Origin of the sequence: Pseudomonas sp. V98_8 (assembly GCF_029967975.1) — a bacterium.
GTDB lineage: Bacteria > Pseudomonadota > Gammaproteobacteria > Pseudomonadales > Pseudomonadaceae > Aquipseudomonas > Aquipseudomonas umsongensis.
In genome coordinates this window covers 1-19,274 of the sequence record NZ_JASCAE010000034.1, presented here as the reverse complement: position 1 = coordinate 19,274, position 19,274 = coordinate 1, and the positions used below count along the sequence as shown (strand labels likewise).

16 protein-coding genes are annotated in these 19,274 nt (G+C 60.3%); 8 read left to right on the top strand and 8 right to left on the bottom strand.

Translation table 11 applies throughout. The features are described 5' to 3' along the window. Nucleotides 1–211: 211 nt before the first annotated feature. Nucleotides 212–1,576 carry an MFS transporter gene (locus QLG10_RS09535; protein ID WP_110754925.1) on the top strand — a complete coding sequence of 455 codons (1,365 nt, stop codon included), beginning with the start codon at nt 212–214 and terminating at the stop codon, nt 1,574–1,576. Between the two features lie 41 nt (nt 1,577–1,617). Further along, the gene (gene gudD / locus QLG10_RS09530; RefSeq protein WP_282487126.1) at nt 1,618–2,970 is read left to right on the top strand and encodes a glucarate dehydratase; all 1,353 of its coding nucleotides are present in this window, start codon (nt 1,618–1,620) and stop codon (nt 2,968–2,970) included. Nucleotides 2,971–2,994: 24 nt separating this feature from the next. Here the strand turns inward: gudD and QLG10_RS09525 are convergent, their stop codons facing one another. Further along, nucleotides 2,995–3,588, bottom strand: coding sequence for an ABATE domain-containing protein (locus QLG10_RS09525; RefSeq protein ID WP_282487124.1), 594 nt, complete (start codon nt 3,586–3,588; stop codon nt 2,995–2,997). A 128-nt stretch (nt 3,589–3,716) separates the two neighbouring features. On the opposite strand from QLG10_RS09525, the gene QLG10_RS09520 reads away from it, so the two are divergent. Next, entirely contained in the window at nt 3,717–4,610 is an 894-nt protein-coding gene (locus tag QLG10_RS09520) for an alpha/beta hydrolase (RefSeq protein WP_282487122.1), read from the top strand. A 28-nt stretch (nt 4,611–4,638) separates the two neighbouring features. Here QLG10_RS09520 and QLG10_RS09515 read toward each other — a convergent pair whose 3' ends face one another. The 5 genes from QLG10_RS09515 to QLG10_RS09495 all read right to left on the bottom strand — a co-directional run bounded on the left by QLG10_RS09515 (nt 4,639) and on the right by QLG10_RS09495 (nt 10,538). Further along, nucleotides 4,639–5,637: a 3-hydroxybutyryl-CoA dehydrogenase gene (locus QLG10_RS09515; RefSeq protein ID WP_110754929.1), complete on the bottom strand. Its 999-nt coding sequence runs from the start codon at nt 5,635–5,637 to the stop codon at nt 4,639–4,641. Next, nucleotides 5,634–6,743 carry an NAD/NADP-dependent octopine/nopaline dehydrogenase family protein gene (locus tag QLG10_RS09510; protein ID WP_110754930.1) on the bottom strand — a complete coding sequence of 370 codons (1,110 nt, stop codon included), beginning with the start codon at nt 6,741–6,743 and terminating at the stop codon, nt 5,634–5,636. The genes QLG10_RS09515 and QLG10_RS09510 overlap by 4 nt, the downstream gene beginning before the upstream one ends. 95 nt (nt 6,744–6,838) lie before the next feature. Beyond that, a complete protein-coding gene (locus QLG10_RS09505; protein ID WP_110754931.1) occupies nt 6,839–7,813 on the bottom strand; it encodes an AraC family transcriptional regulator in 975 nt (324 codons plus the stop codon). 86 nt (nt 7,814–7,899) lie between these two features. Continuing rightward, nucleotides 7,900–9,255 (bottom strand): MFS transporter, encoded by a 1,356-nt coding sequence (locus QLG10_RS09500; RefSeq protein ID WP_110754932.1) that lies wholly within the window; start codon nt 9,253–9,255, stop codon nt 7,900–7,902. Nucleotides 9,256–9,296: 41 nt separating this feature from the next. After that, nucleotides 9,297–10,538: an OprD family outer membrane porin gene (locus tag QLG10_RS09495; RefSeq protein ID WP_282487111.1), complete on the bottom strand. Its 1,242-nt coding sequence runs from the start codon at nt 10,536–10,538 to the stop codon at nt 9,297–9,299. A 373-nt stretch (nt 10,539–10,911) separates the two neighbouring features. Between QLG10_RS09495 and QLG10_RS09490 the strand changes: the two genes are divergently transcribed. Both QLG10_RS09490 and QLG10_RS09485 read left to right on the top strand, forming a co-directional pair. Continuing rightward, a complete protein-coding gene (locus QLG10_RS09490; protein ID WP_282487109.1) occupies nt 10,912–12,096 on the top strand; it encodes a serine hydrolase domain-containing protein in 1,185 nt (394 codons plus the stop codon). 55 nt (nt 12,097–12,151) lie between these two features. Then, on the top strand, nt 12,152–13,075 hold the full coding sequence (locus tag QLG10_RS09485) for a transporter (protein ID WP_349016953.1): 924 nt from the start codon (nt 12,152–12,154) through the stop codon (nt 13,073–13,075). Between the two features lie 79 nt (nt 13,076–13,154). Here the strand turns inward: QLG10_RS09485 and QLG10_RS09480 are convergent, their stop codons facing one another. Beyond that, nucleotides 13,155–14,183 carry an AraC family transcriptional regulator gene (locus QLG10_RS09480; RefSeq protein ID WP_349016954.1) on the bottom strand — a complete coding sequence of 343 codons (1,029 nt, stop codon included), beginning with the start codon at nt 14,181–14,183 and terminating at the stop codon, nt 13,155–13,157. A gap of 50 nt (nt 14,184–14,233) precedes the next feature. Beyond that, complete coding sequence (locus QLG10_RS09475; protein WP_282487103.1) at nt 14,234–15,190, bottom strand: LysR family transcriptional regulator; 957 nt, start codon at nt 15,188–15,190, stop codon at nt 14,234–14,236. Between the two features lie 388 nt (nt 15,191–15,578). Between QLG10_RS09475 and QLG10_RS09470 the strand changes: the two genes are divergently transcribed. The 3 genes from QLG10_RS09470 to QLG10_RS09460 all read left to right on the top strand — a co-directional run bounded on the left by QLG10_RS09470 (nt 15,579) and on the right by QLG10_RS09460 (nt 18,970). Beyond that, nucleotides 15,579–15,908 carry a DUF485 domain-containing protein gene (locus tag QLG10_RS09470; RefSeq protein ID WP_020800907.1) on the top strand — a complete coding sequence of 110 codons (330 nt, stop codon included), beginning with the start codon at nt 15,579–15,581 and terminating at the stop codon, nt 15,906–15,908. Further along, nucleotides 15,905–17,554: a cation acetate symporter gene (locus QLG10_RS09465; RefSeq protein WP_282487100.1), complete on the top strand. Its 1,650-nt coding sequence runs from the start codon at nt 15,905–15,907 to the stop codon at nt 17,552–17,554. The genes QLG10_RS09470 and QLG10_RS09465 overlap by 4 nt, the downstream gene beginning before the upstream one ends. A gap of 165 nt (nt 17,555–17,719) precedes the next feature. Next, entirely contained in the window at nt 17,720–18,970 is a 1,251-nt protein-coding gene (locus tag QLG10_RS09460; RefSeq protein WP_188263614.1) for an OprD family porin, read from the top strand. Nucleotides 18,971–19,274: the final 304 nt, after the last annotated feature.

Sequence of the window (19,274 nt, the reverse complement as noted above, 5' to 3'; positions counted from 1 at the left end):
ACAAAAACCATCGATGCAGGCGAATCCCATGAATCCTCAAGTACTCAAGTCCCTCCTCTCGCAAGACCTCCCTGCCTTTTCCTTTGACCGACCCCGACGCGCCCCTGATCAAGGCGCTCGGTGCCTGGTAACTCGACAGCAATAACCGGCGGCCAGGCCGCCGCTATCACGCTCAAACCCGCATAAAAATAATCAGTGGGAGATTTGAATTGTGAACAATTCAAGCAACGCATCTGTCGTTCCAGAAAATGATTCGGTTCTCGCGCGCGCCGTGGGCAAAGTGAAGAGACATGTGCTCCCGCTTTTCGTGATCATGTTCATCCTCAACTACATCGACCGGGTCAACATCGGCTTCGTGCGCACGCACATGGAACATGACCTGGGCATTGGCGCTGCCGCCTACGGACTGGGCGCAGGCCTCTTTTTCATTGGCTACGCACTGTTCGAAGTGCCCTCCAACATGCTGCTGCAAAAGGTCGGCGCCCGCATCTGGCTGACCCGCATCATGTTCACCTGGGGCATCGTCGCCACGCTGATGGCGTTCATCCAGAACGAAACCCATTTCTACATCCTGCGCTTCCTGTTGGGCGTGGCCGAAGCAGGCTTCTTCCCTGGCGTGATCTACTACTTCACTCGCTGGCTGCCAGGCGTCGAGCGCGGTAAAGCCATCGCCATTTTCCTCAGCGGCTCAGCCGTTGCCTCACTGATTTCCGGTCCGCTGTCGGGTGCCCTGTTGCAAATCGAAGGCTTTGGCTTTCACGGCTGGCAATGGATGTTCGCCATAGAAGGCCTGGCCTCGGTGTTCCTGGGCTTCTTCGTCTGGTTCTGGCTTGACTCCAAACCCCACGACGCCAAGTGGATGACGCGCCAGGAGCAGGATGCGCTGGTCGGCGCCATCGATCAGGAGCAACGCGAACGTGAAGCCCTGACCAGCGTGAAACCGACCATTGGCAAACTCCTGAAAGATCGACAGATCCTGCTGTTCTGCGCCTTGTACTTCTGCATCCAGCTGACGATCTATGCCGCGACTTTCTGGCTACCCAGCATCATCAAGAAGATGGGTGACCTGAGTGACGTGCAGGTAGGTTTTTTCAACTCGATTCCCTGGCTGATCTCGATCATCGCCATGTACTCCTTTGCGGCGCTGTCGGGCAAGTTCAAATTCCAGCAAGCCTGGGTCGCAACTGCCTTGTTGATTGCAGCTGCCGGCATGTTCCTGTCCACCACCGGCGGGCCGATCTTCGCCTTTGTCGCCATCTGCTTCGCTGCCATCGGCTTCAAGTCCGCGTCCTCATTGTTCTGGCCAATTCCCCAGGGCTACCTGGATGCCCGTATCGCCGCCGCGGTTATCGCGCTGATCAACTCGATCGGCAATCTGGGCGGTTTCGTGGCACCCACGACCTTCGGTTTCCTGGAACAGACCACCGGCTCGATTCAAGGCGGCCTTTACGGCTTGGCCGGCACCTCGGTTCTTGCCGCGATACTGGTGTTTTTTGCCAGGACCTCACCCAAGCCATCACCCGTGCTGACACCACCGAACGCTGCTCCAACGCATGCGACAGTCAAAGCGCACTGACTCCATTGTTCGTTGAACGACCAAACTCGTAGGAACTTGCCATGAACGCTGAACATTCTGCCAACGCCACCCAGTCGCCTGTCGTCACCCATTTTCAAGTCGTACCCGTCGCGGGCCACGACAGCATGCTGCTGAACCTGAGCGGCGCCCACGGTCCGTTCTTTACTCGCAACATTGTCATTCTCAAGGACAGCTTTGGTAATACCGGCGTGGGCGAAGTACCAGGTGGGGAACGCATCCGTGAGACCCTCGAAGACGCTCGTAGCCTGGTGATCGGCCAGCCCATCGGCCAATACCAACGCATCCTCAATCAGATGCGCACCACCTTTGCTTCCCGTGATGCGGCCGGTCGCGGCCTGCAAACCTTCGACCTGCGGATCACCATTCACGCAGTGACCGCCATGGAAGCCGCCCTGCTCGATTTGCTGGGCCAATTCCTCGAGGTGCCGGTGGCTGCATTGCTCGGCGAAGGGCAGCAACGCGATGCGGTGAAGATGCTCGGCTACCTGTTCTACATCGGCGACCGCCATGTCACGGACCTGGCTTACCGTAACGAAGCCGACGCAGAAGACGACTGGTTCCGGATTCGTCATGAGAAAGCCATGACCGCCGAAGCCGTGGTGCGCCTGGCAGAAGCAGCCAGCGCAAAATATGGCTTCAACGATTTCAAGCTCAAGGGCGGTGTGTTGAGCGGCGATGAAGAAATCGAAGCAGTCACCGCGCTGGCTGAACGCTTTCCTGACGCACGAATCACCCTTGACCCCAATGGTGCATGGTCGCTTAAAGAAGCCATTCGTTTGTGCCGCGATCAGCATCACGTCCTCGCCTACGCCGAAGACCCGTGCGGTGCAGAAAACGGCTACTCGGGCCGCGAGGTCATGGCCGAATTCCGCCGGGCCACGGGACTGAAGACCGCCACCAACATGATCGCGACCGACTGGCGCGAAATGGGCCACGCCATTCAGTTGCAATCGGTCGACATCCCGCTTGCCGACCCGCACTTCTGGACGATGCAAGGCTCAGTGCGAGTTGCCCAGATGTGCCACGAATGGGGCCTGACCTGGGGCTCGCATTCCAACAATCACTTCGATATCTCCCTGGCCATGTTCACCCAGGTAGCAGCCGCCGCACCGGGGGAAATCACCGCGATCGACACGCACTGGATCTGGCAGGACGGCCAGCGCCTGACCCGGGAACCGCTGAAAATCGAAGCCGGCTACGTCAAGGTTCCGACCCGGCATGGCCTGGGCGTAGAGATCGACATGGACGCGGTGGCCAAGGCCCACGAGCTCTACAAAAGCATGGGGCTCGGCGCGCGGGATGACAGCGTCGCGATGCAGTTCCTGATTCCGGGCTGGCGCTTCAACAACAAGCAACCTTGCCTGGTGCGCTGATCGACAGGTCCACAGCCAGGTGCCCTAACCCTGGGTTGCACCCTGGCGTCGCTTGCGGAACTCGGCGACCTTATGCCGGTTTCCGCACAGCGCCATGCTGCACCAGCGTCGTTTGTGCGCCTTGGTGCGGTCATAGAACATCAATGAACATTCCGCGTTTTCGCATTTGCGCACCAGATTGAAATCGCCTTCAGCCAACAACTCGGCAGCGGCGTAAGCCAGCCGGCTCAGGCATTGGCTGGCGGCATCGCCCTGACGGAAGCGATCCAGTACCGGCGCGCCGCCCTCCTCCCACACCAGTTGCGGCACCGCCGCCAACAGAAAGGCATTCAACGCTGCCGGATCCGCCGGGCGATTTTCCCGGCGGGCGGCGAGCAGGCCCTCGACGCTGTCGCGTAGCGTGCGCAATCGCGCAAGCAAATGCCCGTCGTCGCCCTCCACGTCTATCGCCGGACCGAAACCAATCTGCTGCAGCCACGCCGCCGCCTCGGCATCGGTGCCGAGCAGGTCTTGCCGCTGGCCGTCGACCATCATGCGGGTGTTCAGCAGGTCCAGTGCCGGGTGATCGGCCAGTAGCAACGGCGCAGGCAGTTCAAGGGGAGGAACGTCGTCAGTCATGGAAATCTCCGGGGAATAACCAGACAGATTGTAACCCATAAAAATAGTTTGACCAGTTACATAATCCATGCAGAATAGATTTGAGTAACCCGTAAAACACTTTTATACAGTTACAGGATCAAAGAACAATGACCACTCCCCGACACACCAACGTTGCCTACAAATTCGTCGAAGCCGACGGCGTCAAGGTGTTCTATCGCGAAGCCGGTGCTGTCGACGCGCCGGTACTGTTGCTGCTGCACGGTTTTCCCAGCTCGTCGCACCAGTTCCGCGAGTTGATACCGCTGCTGGCGGACAAATACCGCCTCATCGCGCCGGACCTGCCCGGATTCGGCTTCACAGAAGTAGCGGCTGAACGTCACTACGTCTACACCTTCGATGCCCTCGGCGAGACGCTGCGCCATTTTGTCGATGTACTGGAACTCAAGCGTTATGCGATGTATGTCTTCGACTACGGCGCCCCCGCTGGCTTGCGCCTGGCGCTGGCTTACCCGGATCGGGTGAGCGCGATTGTTTCGCAAAACGGCAATGCGTATCTCGAAGGTCTGGGGGATGCGTGGGCGCCGATCCGCCAGTACTGGGCCGACCCGTCGCCCGCCAACCGCCAGGTGATCAAGGATGCCATCCTGCATCTGGAAGGCACGCGCTGGCAGTATGTGGAGGGCGTGAGTCATCCCGAGGTGATCGCACCCGAGGCGTACCATCTGGACGCGCTGCTGCTGGAGCGGCCCGGCAACAAGGACATCCAGCTCGACCTGTTCCTTGACTATCAGAACAACCTCGAGTTGTATCCGGCGTTCCAACAGTTCTTTCGCGACACCCAGGTGCCAACGCTGGCGATCTGGGGCAAAGGCGACCCCTTCTTCATTCCACCGGGCGCCGAGGCCTATCAGCGCGATAACCCCAATGCGGTGGTCGAGTTGCTCGATACCGGCCACTTCGCCCTGGAGACCCACGTCGAGCATATTGCCCGACGCATCGTCGAAGTCGTGGGCAACGACATCAACTCAAACGTCGCGTAGTCAGGGCCCGGCAACCGGGCCCTGATGCTCAGGCCTGTCCCAACGCGCCATCGAACGCTGGCGTCAGCCCCGACGACGCCAGCTTTTGCACAAAGGCACCCATTCGCTGCTGCTTGTAGGCCTCCACGTCCAGCTCACGGTAATCGTAGAAACCCTGGCCGTCGCGCAGGCCGTTGCGGCCGTTGTGCATGTTGTCGGCAATCACCTGTGGCGATTCGAAGCGCGGCGCCAGCGCGCCACTGAGGTAACGCGAGGCGTAGTAGAGAATGTCGCCGCCACCCCAGTCGATGAACTCGAGCAGTCCCAGTACCGAGAAGCGCAAGCCGAAGCCAATGCGAACGGCGGTGTCGATATCCTCTGCGCTGGCCACGCCCTCTTCCACCATCCGTGCGGCTTCGTTCATCGCCAGTGCCTGGATGCGCGGCACGATATAGCCCGCCACCGGATTGCACACCACCGGCACCTTGCCGATGCGCTTGAGCAGTTGCATCAGTCGCTCGACCACCTGGGGGCAGGTTGCGGCGCTGCGGCTGACTTCCACCAGCGGCATCAGGTGCGCTGGATTGAGCCAGTGCGCGTTGACGAAGCGCGCTGGCGTGCTGACCATTTCACTCAACTCGGTGACCAGGAACGTCGAGGTAGTGGACGCGATGATCGCCGACGCCGGGACATGTTCGCTGACCCAGGCGAACGTCTGTTGCTTGACCTCGATGACTTCCGGCACGGCTTCGAACACCAACTCGCATTGGCGCAATGCCTCGCAGGCCCGATCCCGGGTTTGCAGGGTCAAGCGCGATAGCGCGATGTCCGCCTGTTCCGGCTGGAGCACGCCGAGGCGAACCAGCATCTGCAGTTCGCCGCGGATGTTATTGCGCACGCGCTCGAAGTAGTCGTCGCGCTCATCCTCGGCGCGCGCCTTGATGTCGATAAGGGTGACCGGCAAGCCCGCATGGATGAAGGCCAGGGCAATGCCCTCGCCCATCCGGCCGGCGCCCACCACGCTGACTTGAGGCCATTCAATGCTCATGATTGAAAGCCCTTGGTCAGCAGTTCAGTCATCCGTGCGCGGTCGAGCCCGGCCAGACCGAGGTTTTCCAGGGTGCGGCCTTCAGCGTAGAGATCACGTTCGGCAACGACCGAAGCGATGCTCAGCAGGCCCTGGGCAACCGGGGTCGGCACACCGGCCCAACGGCCGACGGACACCAGGAAGGACAGGCCCAGGCGGGTGTCTTCGAGCATGTAGCGATGGGCCTGCAGGTCGATGTCTTCGCGCCAGTCGCCGCTGTCGGTCAGCTTGCCATGGGCACCGCGACCGTACATCCATTCCTCGCCTTCACTGGTGTTGTAGTGGTCGGCCAGGGGAAAGTGCGGTGCACCGTAGGTCAGTGCTTCACGCACGGCCATGCGCTCGGCGTCCAGCTGGTTGGTCACGCGACGAATCGACGGTTGGGTGCCTTCGTTGTGAATGTCCCAGGCCTCGAAATGCTCCAGGGGACCTGCGTTCATCATGATCAGCGGTGGGTGGATGATGGGGCCTGCGTTCATCAACGCACCGCTCAGGGCGTCTTCGATCGGTTCGACGCTCGGGTAGGCCTCGCGCAATACCCTGAAGGCGTGCTCGGACAGGTTGCTGGGGAACACGCCGGTCGGCAGGCGGGTCGCGTAGCAGCTGATCACCAGGTCGCTGGCGCCATGCTTGCGCACCAGGTACGGCAGTGTGCCGGTTTCGGCGAAGGCGACTTTGCTGTGGTTACCGGCATCGGCCATCGCCTTGGCGAACACGTAGCTACCGAAAGTGCCCGGTGGCAGGAACACCACCTGGCCGTCGCGCAGGTGCGGCGCCACGTGCCGGGCCAGGTCTTCGTGGGAGGTCGACGGCAAAGGGATGATCACCAGTTGCGCGTCGCCCAGGGCTTCGGCCAGGTCGTCGGTGAACGACAGTTTGTCGCCCGGTTTGCCGACGGACAGCTGACGGGGGCCTCGATAGTCCTTGATGGTCAGGCTGCCGATGGCCAGCAACTCTTTGAGCGCTGCCGAATCGCGCCGCCACAAGCGAACCTGATGGCCCTTTTCAGCCATCTCGACAGCAGCGGCGTAGCAGCCATGTCCCCCACCCAGCACGGTAATATTCATCGAGTTGCTCCTCTTGTAAGAGACTCGATGCTATCGGTCTGCACCGCCACGGACTGTCCCGATTGCGCAGCCGACTGACGGATTACGCAGAAGTCTCAATGCCTGTGTCGGCGCAGGGTGTCCGACGGCAGGCAGCCATAGCGTTGCCGATAGGCACTGGAAAAATGCCCGAAGCTGTTGATGCCGTGGCGCAACAGGATATCGGTGACGCTTTCGCAGGTATTGCCCTGCTGCAGCGATTCGTGAATCACCGCCAGGCGACGCTCACGGATGTACTCGACCGGCGCTTGCTGCAGAAACTGTTTGAAGCCGTTCTGCAAGGTGCGGGCCGAGACGCCACAGAGCTCGCTCAGGGTCGCCAGGTTGATCGGCTCGCCAAGGTGCGCCTCGATGTAGTCACGGGCTTTCTTCACGTGGTGCGGCAGCGGTGCGCGCGAATCGATCAGCAGATCCGCCGAATAGTTGTGTGGCAGCTGGGTGAGCAACAGCTGCATCAGGTAGTCGGACAAGCCGCTGGCGAGTCGCGACCCGTCCACGCCGCTGCCGTACAGCCGGCAGATGTAGTCCAGAGTGTGATAGAGGCTGACCACACCGGCACCCAGCGGGTCGACGCTGACATCGAAGATCACCGACTGCCGCAGGCTGCGCCCGAGCAGGCGTTGCAGTTGCAGCTGCAGGGCGTCACGGTCGACGCGCAGGATCAGGTTGCGGCACTCGCCATCGGTGACGATACGGCTTTGCGCGAACGGCGAGGAAACGCTCAGGCAGCCCGACTGCATCGCCGCACTGCGCCGGCCGTGGGCCACTTCGCAATGCCCCTGCAAGGTGATGCGAAACAGGTACTGGTCGGCAATGTCGCCGATGTTGATCTCCACCGGCGCGCCATAGCGCAGGTCGAGCAGCGCCGAAGTACCGAAGAATACGCCGTTGAGCCGGGTATGGATCGGCTCGTCGCGCAGCACGTTGAAACTGTGCGGACACAGGTAGTGGCTGACTTTGTCCTTGATTTCCCGGTAATCGGCCGAGCTGAACAGGCTATGCCGTTCCAGCAGGTGTACGTCATTCAACATCGGGGATTCTCCTGGCCTGGAAGTGCTTGAGCCCCGCTGCATACAAACGCAGCGGGGCCGAGGCACCGATCATGAACTATGACCAATCAAGCGCGGCTCGGATACTCCCGGGCATAGCTTTCGCGAAAACGCCGGCAACCACGCCAGAGCAACAGCACGGTCAACACCGACGCACCGGCGATCACCAACGACATCGACGAGCCCACCGCTGCCGGCGAACCGAAGTAGCGGTCGGTCAACAGCGCCACCAGCGTGGTGCCCAGGCCCAACCCCAGCAGGTTGCTGATCAGCAGGAACACCGCCGAGACCTGCGCACGCACCTGGTTCGGCGCGAGGATCTGCATCGCTGCCGTGGATGCCGGCATCGGGAACGAGGCGAAGAACATGGCCGGCACCAGCAGGGTCACCGACAGCCACAGCTGATCGGCTTGCGGGAACAGCACGGCCGGCACCGCCATGCCCAGGGCGCCGATGACACCCGTGCGCATCGCCGCGTCCTGATGCCCCTTCTTGGCCAGGTAGTCTGTGAGCCATCCACCGAACAGCACGCCGGCGGTATTGGCCACCAACAGCACGGTGCCGAGCATGTAGCCGGCCTCCATCGGCGACAGGCCGAACTTGCGGATGTACAGCGCCGGACTCCAACTCATCATGCAAAAAAGGGCCATGGCGTAGAACGAAAAGCCCAGGTAATGGCAGGTGAAGGTGGCACGGTGACGACCCAGAAAGCGCAAGCCATCGCTCATCGCGACCTTCTTGGCTCGACCCTGGGCATCGACCTGCAGGCCTTTGCGCGCCGGGTCGCGCACGGTCAGCCAGATCAGCAGACCCACCACGATACCGGGCAGTCCGACAATGAAGAACGCCAGTTGCCAGGCCTTCATCGCGCCGAGAAAGGCGACCTCGATGGTGTTCATGTCCTTGAGCAAGGCGATCACATAGCCGCCCACCAGGAAGGCCAGGCCGCCACCGACGAACGAACCGATCGAGTAGATGCCCACGGCGCGGCCGAGTTTCTCCTTGGGGAACATGTCGCTGAACATCGAGTAGGCCGAGGGCGACAGGGCCGCTTCGCCAACGCCGACGCCAATGCGCGCGAGGAACATGTGCAGGAAGTTCTTGCTCAGGCCGCAGGCTGCGGTCGCCAGGCTCCAGAACACCACGCCGACGGCGATGATCTTCGGCCTGCTGAAGCGGTCGGCCAGATAGGCGATGGGCATGCCCATGAAGGCGTAGAACAACGAAAAAGCCAGCCCGTGCAGCAGGCTGAACTGGGTGTCGCTGATCTGCAGGTCGGCCTTGATCGGTTCGATCATCAGCGCCAGGATCTGCCGATCCACAAACGAAAAGATGTAGGCGATCATGCACAGGGCCACCACGTACCACTCGTAAACGTAGGTTTTCTTGCGCTGCAGGACCGGGTTATCGACCTGTATATTCACTAGTGTTTGCTCCTGTTGGAATTGTTATGGAGTCAATGCGCTTACCAGAACTTCCACGTGTAGGTCGTGGCGACACGGAACTCGTTGTAGTCGTAGCCGTACTTCTGTTTCACATCGATGTTACGCAGGTCCAGTCCAAGGCCTTGCAGCGCCCCGCTCTGTACCACGTAATTGAGCCCCAGGTAGCGTTCGCTTTCCTGGTTGTCGCTCAAGTTGCCGCCGCGGTCCCAGTTCGTGCCCTTGATGTAGCGGGTGTAGAACTTCAGCCCTGGCATGCCCATCCCGGCAAAGTCATAGCTGTAGCGCGCCCCCCAGGACTTCTCATCGGGGCGGACAAAACCCAGGGACGACCAGTGCACCAGGTAAGGTTGCGGGATATAGCCGTTCATGGTCGGGAACACGCTGTCACCGAGCATGCGCTGGTAACTGAGGCCGAACATGTGCGCGCCCTTGAGCAAGCTGAACAGGGCACCGTAGGAGCGGTTGTCAATTTCACCGTTCAAGGCACTGCCGTCTTCATTGTTATTGAAGTAGCGCAAGTCGGTTTTAAGTTTGTAGCCATTGCCCAGGTCAGCCATGTGCATCAGGCCGAAATAGTGCTGCTGGTAGATATCGTGCAGGACGCCATAGAAGTAACTGGCTTGCAACGTCTTGCTGATGTCGTAAGTGACGCCGCCGAAATCCAGGCCGTCGCTGTCGAGATTATCGGTGGAGCCAAACTTGTAGAGCTTTTCGTGATTGGAAGACTCCCGTGTCACGGCAGACCAGAAGCGGCCACCGGTTACGGTCAATCCGTCAATTTCCTTGGACTCGACCACGGCGCCTTGATAGATGGTATCCAGTTGTCGACTGGGGTCATCGAACGCCACCGGCAATTGCGGGCGCAGGTCTCCCACCTTCAACTCGGTCTTGCTGTAGCGCATCTTGAAGGTCGCACCGGCGCGACTGTAGTCATTGGCCGTCTGTTGATCGCTCACACTGTACGGCAGCGAACCGTCGTTGCCCGAGGAATCCAGGCGCACGGCGTATTGCGCATCCACATCAAGGCCAATGGCCAAGGCCGTGTCGGTATAGCCGGAGGTAAATTGCGCATCGAAACCCTGGGACCAACTGTGCACTTCAGACACTGGAGCGGTGGTGTTGGTGTAGTTGCGGTGCAAGTAGAAGTTACGGGTATCCACCTTGAAATGACTGTCATCGATCACATCGGCATGAGCTGCCAAGGGTGAACAGACAACCCCGATCACACTGGCAATACCGAGCCCACGGCAAGATTGCTTCACCTGATATCTCCATTCTTATTGTTATGGGGTAAGCGCAAGGCGAGCTCAGTGGAACAGTTCGCTACGACGACACGCCTCCTGTGTGCGCAAGGTAAGCGAGTAGACGCCGCGCCGGTATCAAGATGAACAGCATCCGAAAGGGGGAAATCTCCCGTGCGGCTAAAGGTTTCCCTTAGGCGAGGCGGATAATTGGATAAATGCCGGATTCCGACACCCTCTGCCGGCAGCCGACAAACGCTCCGGTTTTATTTTCTTAATCTCCCCTGGCCCGACGTTCATCGCTTCACGTCGGCTCAATCAGTCCTGTCACTGCACATCCCGCTCCCGGCGCTAGCCAAGCGCACCAGGGTTGGGTTTAAGGAGAATAAGAATAATGAATCCAGGTTCTACATCAGCATTCGACCAGATACTCGATGCCGTCACCGTTGGGCAGCAGCGCGTCCCAGGCGTCGTGGCTGCCGTCACCGGGCGAGACGGTTTGCTCTACGAGGGTGCTTCAGGGCAACGAACGCTCGGTCAAACAGGGGCAATGACGACCGACAGTGTTTTCGCGATGTTTTCCACGACCAAAGCGATAACCGCCACCGCCGTGCTCCAGTTGGTCGAGGAAGGCCGACTGGATCTCGATGCGCCCGCCAGGGACTACCTGCCGATGATCGGCGAACTCAAGGTGCTCGAAGGGTTTGATAGCGACGGCACCCCACGGCTTCGCCCTGCGAAAAATCACATCACCACCCGAATGCTCCTGCTTCACACCGCAGGCCTGGGTTACGAATTCTTCAACGAACACTACAACAGGCTGGTCCAGGAGCAACGACAACCCAGCATCATCAGCGGATCGTTGGCTGCCCTGAAAACGCCCTTGCTGTTCGAGCCGGGTGAGCAGTGGGAATACGGTTCCAACATGGACTGGGCCGGCCTGGTGGTCGAGGCCATTACCGGCAAGCGCTTGGGTGAAGTCATGCAACAGCGTATTTTTGAGCCTCTGGGCATGACCGACACGGCCTTCACCATGACCCCGTCAATGCTCCAGCGACGGGCTGGCATGCACCAGCGTGAAGAGGATGGATCGCTGAGCCCGGTCGAAGGCTCCCTCCTCCCGCCGGAACCCGAAGTGCATATGGGAGGCCATGGCCTGTTTTCGACAGTCAAGGATTACTGCCTGTTCATCCGCGCCTGGCTGAACGATGGACAAGGCGATCACGGACGGATCCTGAAGCCGGAGACGATTCGTTTCGCCGAGCAAAACGGCCTCGACAACCTGAAGATAAAAGCCCTTCCCTGTGTGATTCCGAGTATTTCCCATACTGCGGAATTCTTCCCCGGCATGCCAAAGTCGTGGGCGTTGAGTTTCATGATCAACGAACAAGACGCTCCCACCGGTCGCCCCGCGGGTTCCTTGGCGTGGGCTGGATTGGCCAATCTCTTCTATTGGATCGATCGCAAGAATGGCATCGGTGGCTTTTGGGCCACCCAGATACTGCCATTCGTAGACCCTGTATCGACCCAGGGTTATCTGGATTTCGAAACGGCGGCCTACCGCAACCTGAGCCGCTGAGCCGGCTCCTGATTCACCCCTCTCTAAAACCTACAAGAACAAAAACAGGTGACTCATGGAGATCTCCACGCGTACCCCTGCGCGCGCTCGTTTCTCAGCTTGCGCATTGGATACTTCAATGATCGGTGCCGCATTGCTGCTAGCCACCCTGGCCGGCAACGCCCATGCCATCGATGTGGACGCCGGCGAATACGCCGCTGCGCTTCCAGCCGGCAGCAATATCGGCTTGCTCTACCTGCAGCATGCCGAGCGGCGGTCGCTCTACAGTGACGGTCACAAGGCTGCGATCAAAGCGGGACTCGACTCGGATATCGGCATACTGCGCGTCGCCAATTACCAGCAGTTGGGGGACTACACGATCAATACACAGTTCCTGTTGCCCTTCGGTCGCCTGGAAGGAACACGCGACAACGACGCCTTGGGACACACCAGTGGCACGGGTGATTTGATTCTGGCCTCGACCCTGTGGCTCGTGAACGATCCGGCGAAGAACCGCTACTGGGGCATTGCGCCCTACCTGTTCGTGCCGACCGGTAGCTATGACCGCAACGATGCACTCAACCTCGGTGAAAACCGTTGGAAGATGACGTTGCAGACCGGTTATGTGACCGGCCTCACTGACAGATTGTCCCTGGACCTCACCGCCGACGTCACGCTGTTCGGCAAGAATGACGATCTCACGAGTCAAGGCCTGACGTTGCGCCAGAAGCCGCTATGGCAAGCCCAGACCTACCTCAGGTACGCCGTGACACCCAAGCTGTCGGTGCACGTCGGCGCGTCTCAACTCTGGGGCGGCGAGACGCGCATCGATGGCCAGGACCAGAACGATGAACCCGGTACCAGCAAGTATCGTGTCGGAGGATCCTACTGGATGACCCCGACCTTCCAGGCCCTGCTCAATTACGGCCAGGACGTATCGGTCGACAATGGTTTCAAGGAAGAACAGCGGGTTAACCTACGGTTGCTGTGGGTGTTCTGACCCGCTGCGATTGGCTGGGTTGGTGGGCACCGAGAGTGGCTTTGACGTTACTCTCGGTGCCCTTTTTTTCATCAAGCCGCTAGCGCAACCGGCGCTGCAAGGTTTGTGACGGCAGTTCACTGAAACGCTTGCGATAGAGCCCCGCGAAATCCCCCAGGTTCAGATAACCCCATCGAAAGGCAATGGCAGAAACTGTCGCGCCCGACGCTGGATCTGCCACTAATAAATCGCGGTGCACTCCCTGTAGCCGCTGTTCGCGCAGGAACGCACCGGGCGTCATACCGCGAAAGCGCGAGAAGGCCCCGCTCAATGCCCGCACGCTGGTCCCGACCGCACTGGCAACCTCTGCCATCGTCGGCAGGCTCGCTGCATTGGCACTCATGAATTCTTCGGCAGCCCTCACGTAGCGGGGCGCAATCCGGTTCTTTGGACTGCTGAAATCAAGTCCGGCTTGTGCGGCGCGGCCAGCCCACTCTCGCAACAGATGAACGCACAGGGCTTGCTGCAGATGAGCCCCCATACGTCCCTCAGTCATGTGTTCGCCAGCTTCGGCAACACAGCGAACCGTGTACTCCAGCAGACTTAGCCAGCTCGAACCAACCCCACCGATGACGCACTTATGCCTCCAGAATCGATCGTCGGGCACGAACCCAAACCACTGCTGCGCCATCTGCTCCAACACTGCATGAGGCAGGGTCAAATTCAGTTGCAGGTGATCCGGATCCAGGTCAACCCGGTATTCGACACGACTGCAATCGGCAATGAAGGACTCACCCACTGCCGTATCTTCAGTGACTGAACGTTGTGTCCAATGCCGGGCATTGCCGCCAATGGTGGTGAGCAGCAAGGCATTCCCCGCCTCAGGCGAAAAATCATCGACGCTCACCGCCACGCCATAGCCAAAACGGGTCAGCGTCAACTCGCCAATCCTGGATGAATGCATGGTGGCGCGAGGCTTGATGGCTTGCCCTTTGGGGGTGACACGATAGGGCATGTAGACGCGATCCGACCAGGCGCTGATTTCATCCCACTCGGTTGAAAAAACTTTGTGCTGCTGGCGTATCGGTTTGCCGCTGACATCAGTCAGCAGCGCATGGTCGAGAAGCATGGAGACACCTGTTTTTATTTTTTTCGGTGACCGCAAATGAGTGGTTCAACTCAGGGCGACGGCAAGTACGCCATCACACGGGACTCGCCCATCAGCAGTGGCTGATTGAGTTCCGCGCAGGCACGCAAATAGTCGGCGACCAAAGTGATGCGCTTGAGCTTGCGCAAATCCTCGCTGTAGTACATCCAGAACTGGCGAGTGACCTCGACCTCATGGGGCAACACTTCGCACAAGCGTGGATCGGGACCGGCGAGGAAGCAGGGCAAGATGGCCAGCGCTCGCCCTTCCAGCGCCGCATGGTACTGGGAGACTACGCTGGTGCTGCGCAGGCGGCTGTGCGCGCCGGGCAGCAGGTCGTTCAGGTAGAGCAGCTTGAAGCTGAAGGCCAGGTCCTCGACATAGGTCACGAACGGGTGACTGGCCAAATCCTCGCTGCTGGTAATCGGTGGATGATCGGCCAGGTACTGCGGTGTCGCGTACAGGCGCAAGCGATAGTCGCACAGGCGCGAGCACACGTAGGGACCCCGTTCAGGACGCTCCAGGGTGATGGCAATGTCCGCCTCGCGCCGTGACAGGTTGACGAAGTGCGGGACCGGCAGGATGTCCACCGAGATGTGCGGATAGTGAATGATGAAATGGCTCATCTGCGTGGTGATGAAGCAGGAGCCGAACGCTTCGGTACAACCGATGCGCAAGTGCCCGGCGAGCCCCGCGGTGGTTCCCGATACCTGCTCGCACGCTGCCAGCAATGTACTTTCCAATGATTCGGCGTGACTGATCAGGCGCTGCCCCTCGACCGTCATGACGAAACCCGACGCACGGGACTTCTCGAAAAGCAGCGCACCAAGGCTTTGCTCAAGGGCGCGAATGCGCCGCGACACGGTGGTGTAGTCCACCCCCAGGCGGCGTGCTGCGCCACTGGCGGTGCGCGCACGGGCGACCTCGAGAAAGAAACGCATATCGTCCCAATTCACCTGGTTTTGCGTTGTGCGATTTTGCATATTCATCAGGCTTTTCTGCCAATTCTTATTGGAAATTAGCCAACATATACTCGCATCCAGCCTGGTTTTACCAGCAGCATTTCGCAAGCGGAAAGGCCCAGAGTTCAATCAGGGCTGACGGCCTGAATGCAGGCTCAAAAGCCTGTTTTCAAGGCGAAAAAAGGCAACTGCGCGGCAGTGCAATCTGTCGCATTCGTACCCACCGCGGGCTCATGCGGCGGGCCCCCTGTTGGCACCCGATTTCGCCATCAACATCCCCTCGCCTCCGGAAGATCGCCAGGGCAGCAACGACTCCAGCAGCATTCAGGTGACGCTCCGTTTCGGAACGTCGCCCGGGTACCCGTACGCCCCTCAAAAGGCCGACAAACAACAATTAAAAAAGCGGAGCCTCACGATGACGACCGACCATCCGAACCATGTCCAGATCTGCGCCCAGGTCAGGGCCAATCCCAACTTCCAACGCCTTACGCGCCAACGCTCGCTGCTGGCCTGGTCCCTGAGTGCCGTGGTCCTGGCGGTTTACTACAGCTTCATCATGGTCGTGGCCTTTGCACCCGCCTGGCTGCACTTGCCAATGTACGACGGCAGTCACCTGAGCCTCGGCATGCCGATTGGCGTGGCGATTATCCTGCTGTCCTGGTTGTTGACCGCCTGGTATGTGCACACCGCCAACACCCGCTTCGACGCGCTCAGCGCGCAGATCCTGCAGGAGACCCGCGCATGAAACCCCTACTCGCCCTGCTCGCCTTCAGCCCCCTGCTGGCCACCGCCGCCCCCCTCACTGCCGAGAAACAACCGCTCAATGTGCATGCCATCGGCATGTTCTTCGTCTTCGTCCTCGCCACTTTGCTGATCACCTGGTGGGCGTCCCGCCGTACGCGTTCCGCTGCCGACTTCTACAGTGCCGGAGGCGGTATCACAGGCTTCCAGAATGGCCTGGCGATCGCCGGGGACTACATGTCTGCCGCCACGTTGCTGGGGCTCTCGAGCCTGGTGTTCACCAAGGGCTATGACGGCTTCATCTACATCATCGGTTTCTTCGTCGGCTGGCCCATCGTCACCTTCCTGATGGCCGAGCGCCTGCGCAACCTGGGCCGCTACACCTTCGCCGACATCGTCTCCCTGCGCCTGGACCAGACTCGCGTGCGCAGCTTCGCCGCCCTCGGCTCGCTGACGGTGGTGTGTTGCTACCTGGTGGTGCAGATGGTCGGTGCCGGCCAACTGATCAAGCTGCTGTTCGGCCTCGACTATCGCACGGCGGTGGTGGTGGTCGGGCTGCTGATGCTGGTCTATGTGATCTTCGGCGGCATGCTGGCGACCACCTGGGTGCAGATCACCAAGGCGGTCCTGCTGCTGGCGGGCGGCACGACCCTGATGTTGATGGCCCTGAGCCGCTTCGGCTTCAGCTTCGAGACACTGTCGGCCCAGGCCGTAGCGGTGCATGCCAGCGGCGTGCAGATCATGGGCCCGGGCACCTTGCTGGCCGATCCGGTCAACGCGGTGTCACTGTCCCTGGGCCTCGTCTTCGGGATCGCCGGCCTGCCGCACATCCTGATGCGTTTCTTCACCGTGCCCAATGCCAAGGAGGCGCGCAAATCGGTGCTGTTCGCCACGGTGTTCATCGGCTTTTTCTTCCTCGTGGTCTGCATCCTGGGCTACACCGCCATCGTCATCGTCGGCACAGACCCGCAGTACTACGTCGACGGTAAGCTCGGCGGTGCCATGATCGGCGGCGGCAACATGGTAGCCATGCACCTGGCCAAAGCGGTGGGCGGCAACCTGTTTCTGGGATTCCTTTCCGCCGTTGCCTTCGCCACCATCCTTGCAGTGGTAGCCGGCCTGGCCCTGGCCGGCGCATCGGCGATCTCCCACGACCTGTATGCCTCGGTATTCAAGAAGGGCAAGGCGGACGAGAAGCAGGAAATGCGCGTGTCGCGCATCGCCACTGTCGGCCTGGGCATTGTCGCAATCTCCCTGGGCATTCTGTTCGAAGGCCAGAACATCGCCTTCCTGGTCGGCCTGACGTTCGGCATCGCCGCCTCGGCAAATTTCCCGGTATTGATCATGGCCATGTACTGGGGTGGCCTGACCACCCGCGGCGCCCTCTACGGCGGCTTGACCGGACTGGTCAGCGCCCTGGCGTTGGTCATCGGTTCGCCGTCGGTGTGGGTCGGTGTACTGGGCCATGCCCAGGCAATCTTCCCCTACGACCAGCCGGCATTGTTCTCCATGCCGCTGGCCTTCCTGGTCATAGTGGTCGTGTCCAGGCTGGACCGCAGCGAGCGTGCCGATCGTGAACGCGCGGCCTATGCCGATCAGTTCGTGCGCGCCCAGACCGGCCTCGGCGCTGCCATGGCCAGCAGTCACTGACGCTGCAGTGTTTGCGGGGCCAATACCCCGAGCGCGAGGCGCCCCTTGGCTTCGCGCTTTTTTACGCCCGCCCTGCGCCGCCGGCCAGGGCACCGTCAACCAGCCTTCCCTCCACCGGCCACGGCCAGTGCGGGATCGGCTTGCCCATAACAACAAGAGACAAACATGAAACCTACCCTTTTCAGTCTATTCCTCGCAGGCACCAGCCTTGCCACCCAGGCCCACGCGGACTTCATCAAAGACAGTAAGGCCAGCCTGGAGCTGCGCAATTTTTACTTCAACCGAGATTATCGTCAGGCCAACGCCGCCCAATCCAAACAAGAGGAATGGGCCCAAGGCTTCCTGCTGCGCTATGAATCGGGCTTCACCGAAGGGTTGATCGGTGTCGGTTTCGATGCCATCGGACTGGTCGGCGTCAAGCTCGACTCAAGCCCTGATCGCGCAGGTTCCGGCCTGCTCAAACGCCATCGCGACACGAGCAAGGGTGCGCAGGACGAGTACGGCGAACTGGGCCTGACCGCCAAAGTGCGTGCCTCCAAAAGCACGCTGAAACTCGGCACGTTGCTGCCGAAGCTGCCGACGGTACTGGCTAACGATTCACGGTTGTTGCCGCAAACCTTCAAGGGCGGTCAGTTGACGTCGCTGGAACTCGAAGGCCTGACCGTGGATGCCGGGCGCCTGACGCAGGTCAATCAGCGCGACTCCTCGGACTACGAGGACATGGGCATCACCCGAACGGGCGCCAAGGGCATCACCACACGTCACATCGACAGCGACCGCTTCGATTTCGCCAGCCTGAACTACAAATGGACCAGCAACCTCGCCACCGGCTATAGCTACGGTCACCTCGACAACTTCTACAGCCAGCACCTGGTCAACCTGACCTACGTGTTGCCAGTGACGACCGGCCAGTCGTTGAAGACGGATCTGCGCTTCGCCCGTTCAACGGACGATGGGGGTAGCAATGTCGATAACAACGCCATTGGCGCGATGTTTACCTACAACCTTGGTGGGCATGCGTTGGGCCTCGGTTATCAAGGCATGAGCGGCGATACCGGCTACGCCTACGTCAACGGCACCGACGCTTTCCTGGTGAACTTCGTGCAGATCGGGGACTTTGCCAGCAAGGACGAACAGTCCTGGCAGGCGCGTTACGACTACAACTTTGCGGCCATTGGCTTACCGGGCCTGACTTTCATGACCCGCTACCTCACGGGTGACAACATCGACCTGGGCGCAAACCGCCCGGAAGGCAAGGAGTGGGAACGGGATACCGACATTGGTTATGTCGTACAGAGCGGGCCGCTGAAAAATGTCGGCGTGAAGTGGCGCAACGCGACGGTGCGCTCGACCCATTTCGGCAGTGACCTGGATGAGAACCGACTGATCCTCAGCTATACCCTGGCGCTCTGGTAAATCTCCTCCACCACTCGGTGCCTCGCTTGGGCTCGGCATGCCAGAACGAAGGCATTGCTCCGTGGGTCGCCCGCGATCAACAGCAAAGCGAGGCGACCTTAAAGCCGACCTGACTTTGACGGGTGAACCTCGCTCCTACAGGGGATCGCGGACAGGGCTGCAATCAGGTCGACTTTAAGGCCGCCTCGCTTTTGCTTTTGCTTTTGCTTTGGCTTTGGCTTTTGCTTTTGCTTTTGCTTTTGCTTTTGATTTTGATTTTCTTGCCCCATCGAGAGGCCGAGTGGAGGTTCTGCGCAGTGGGTAA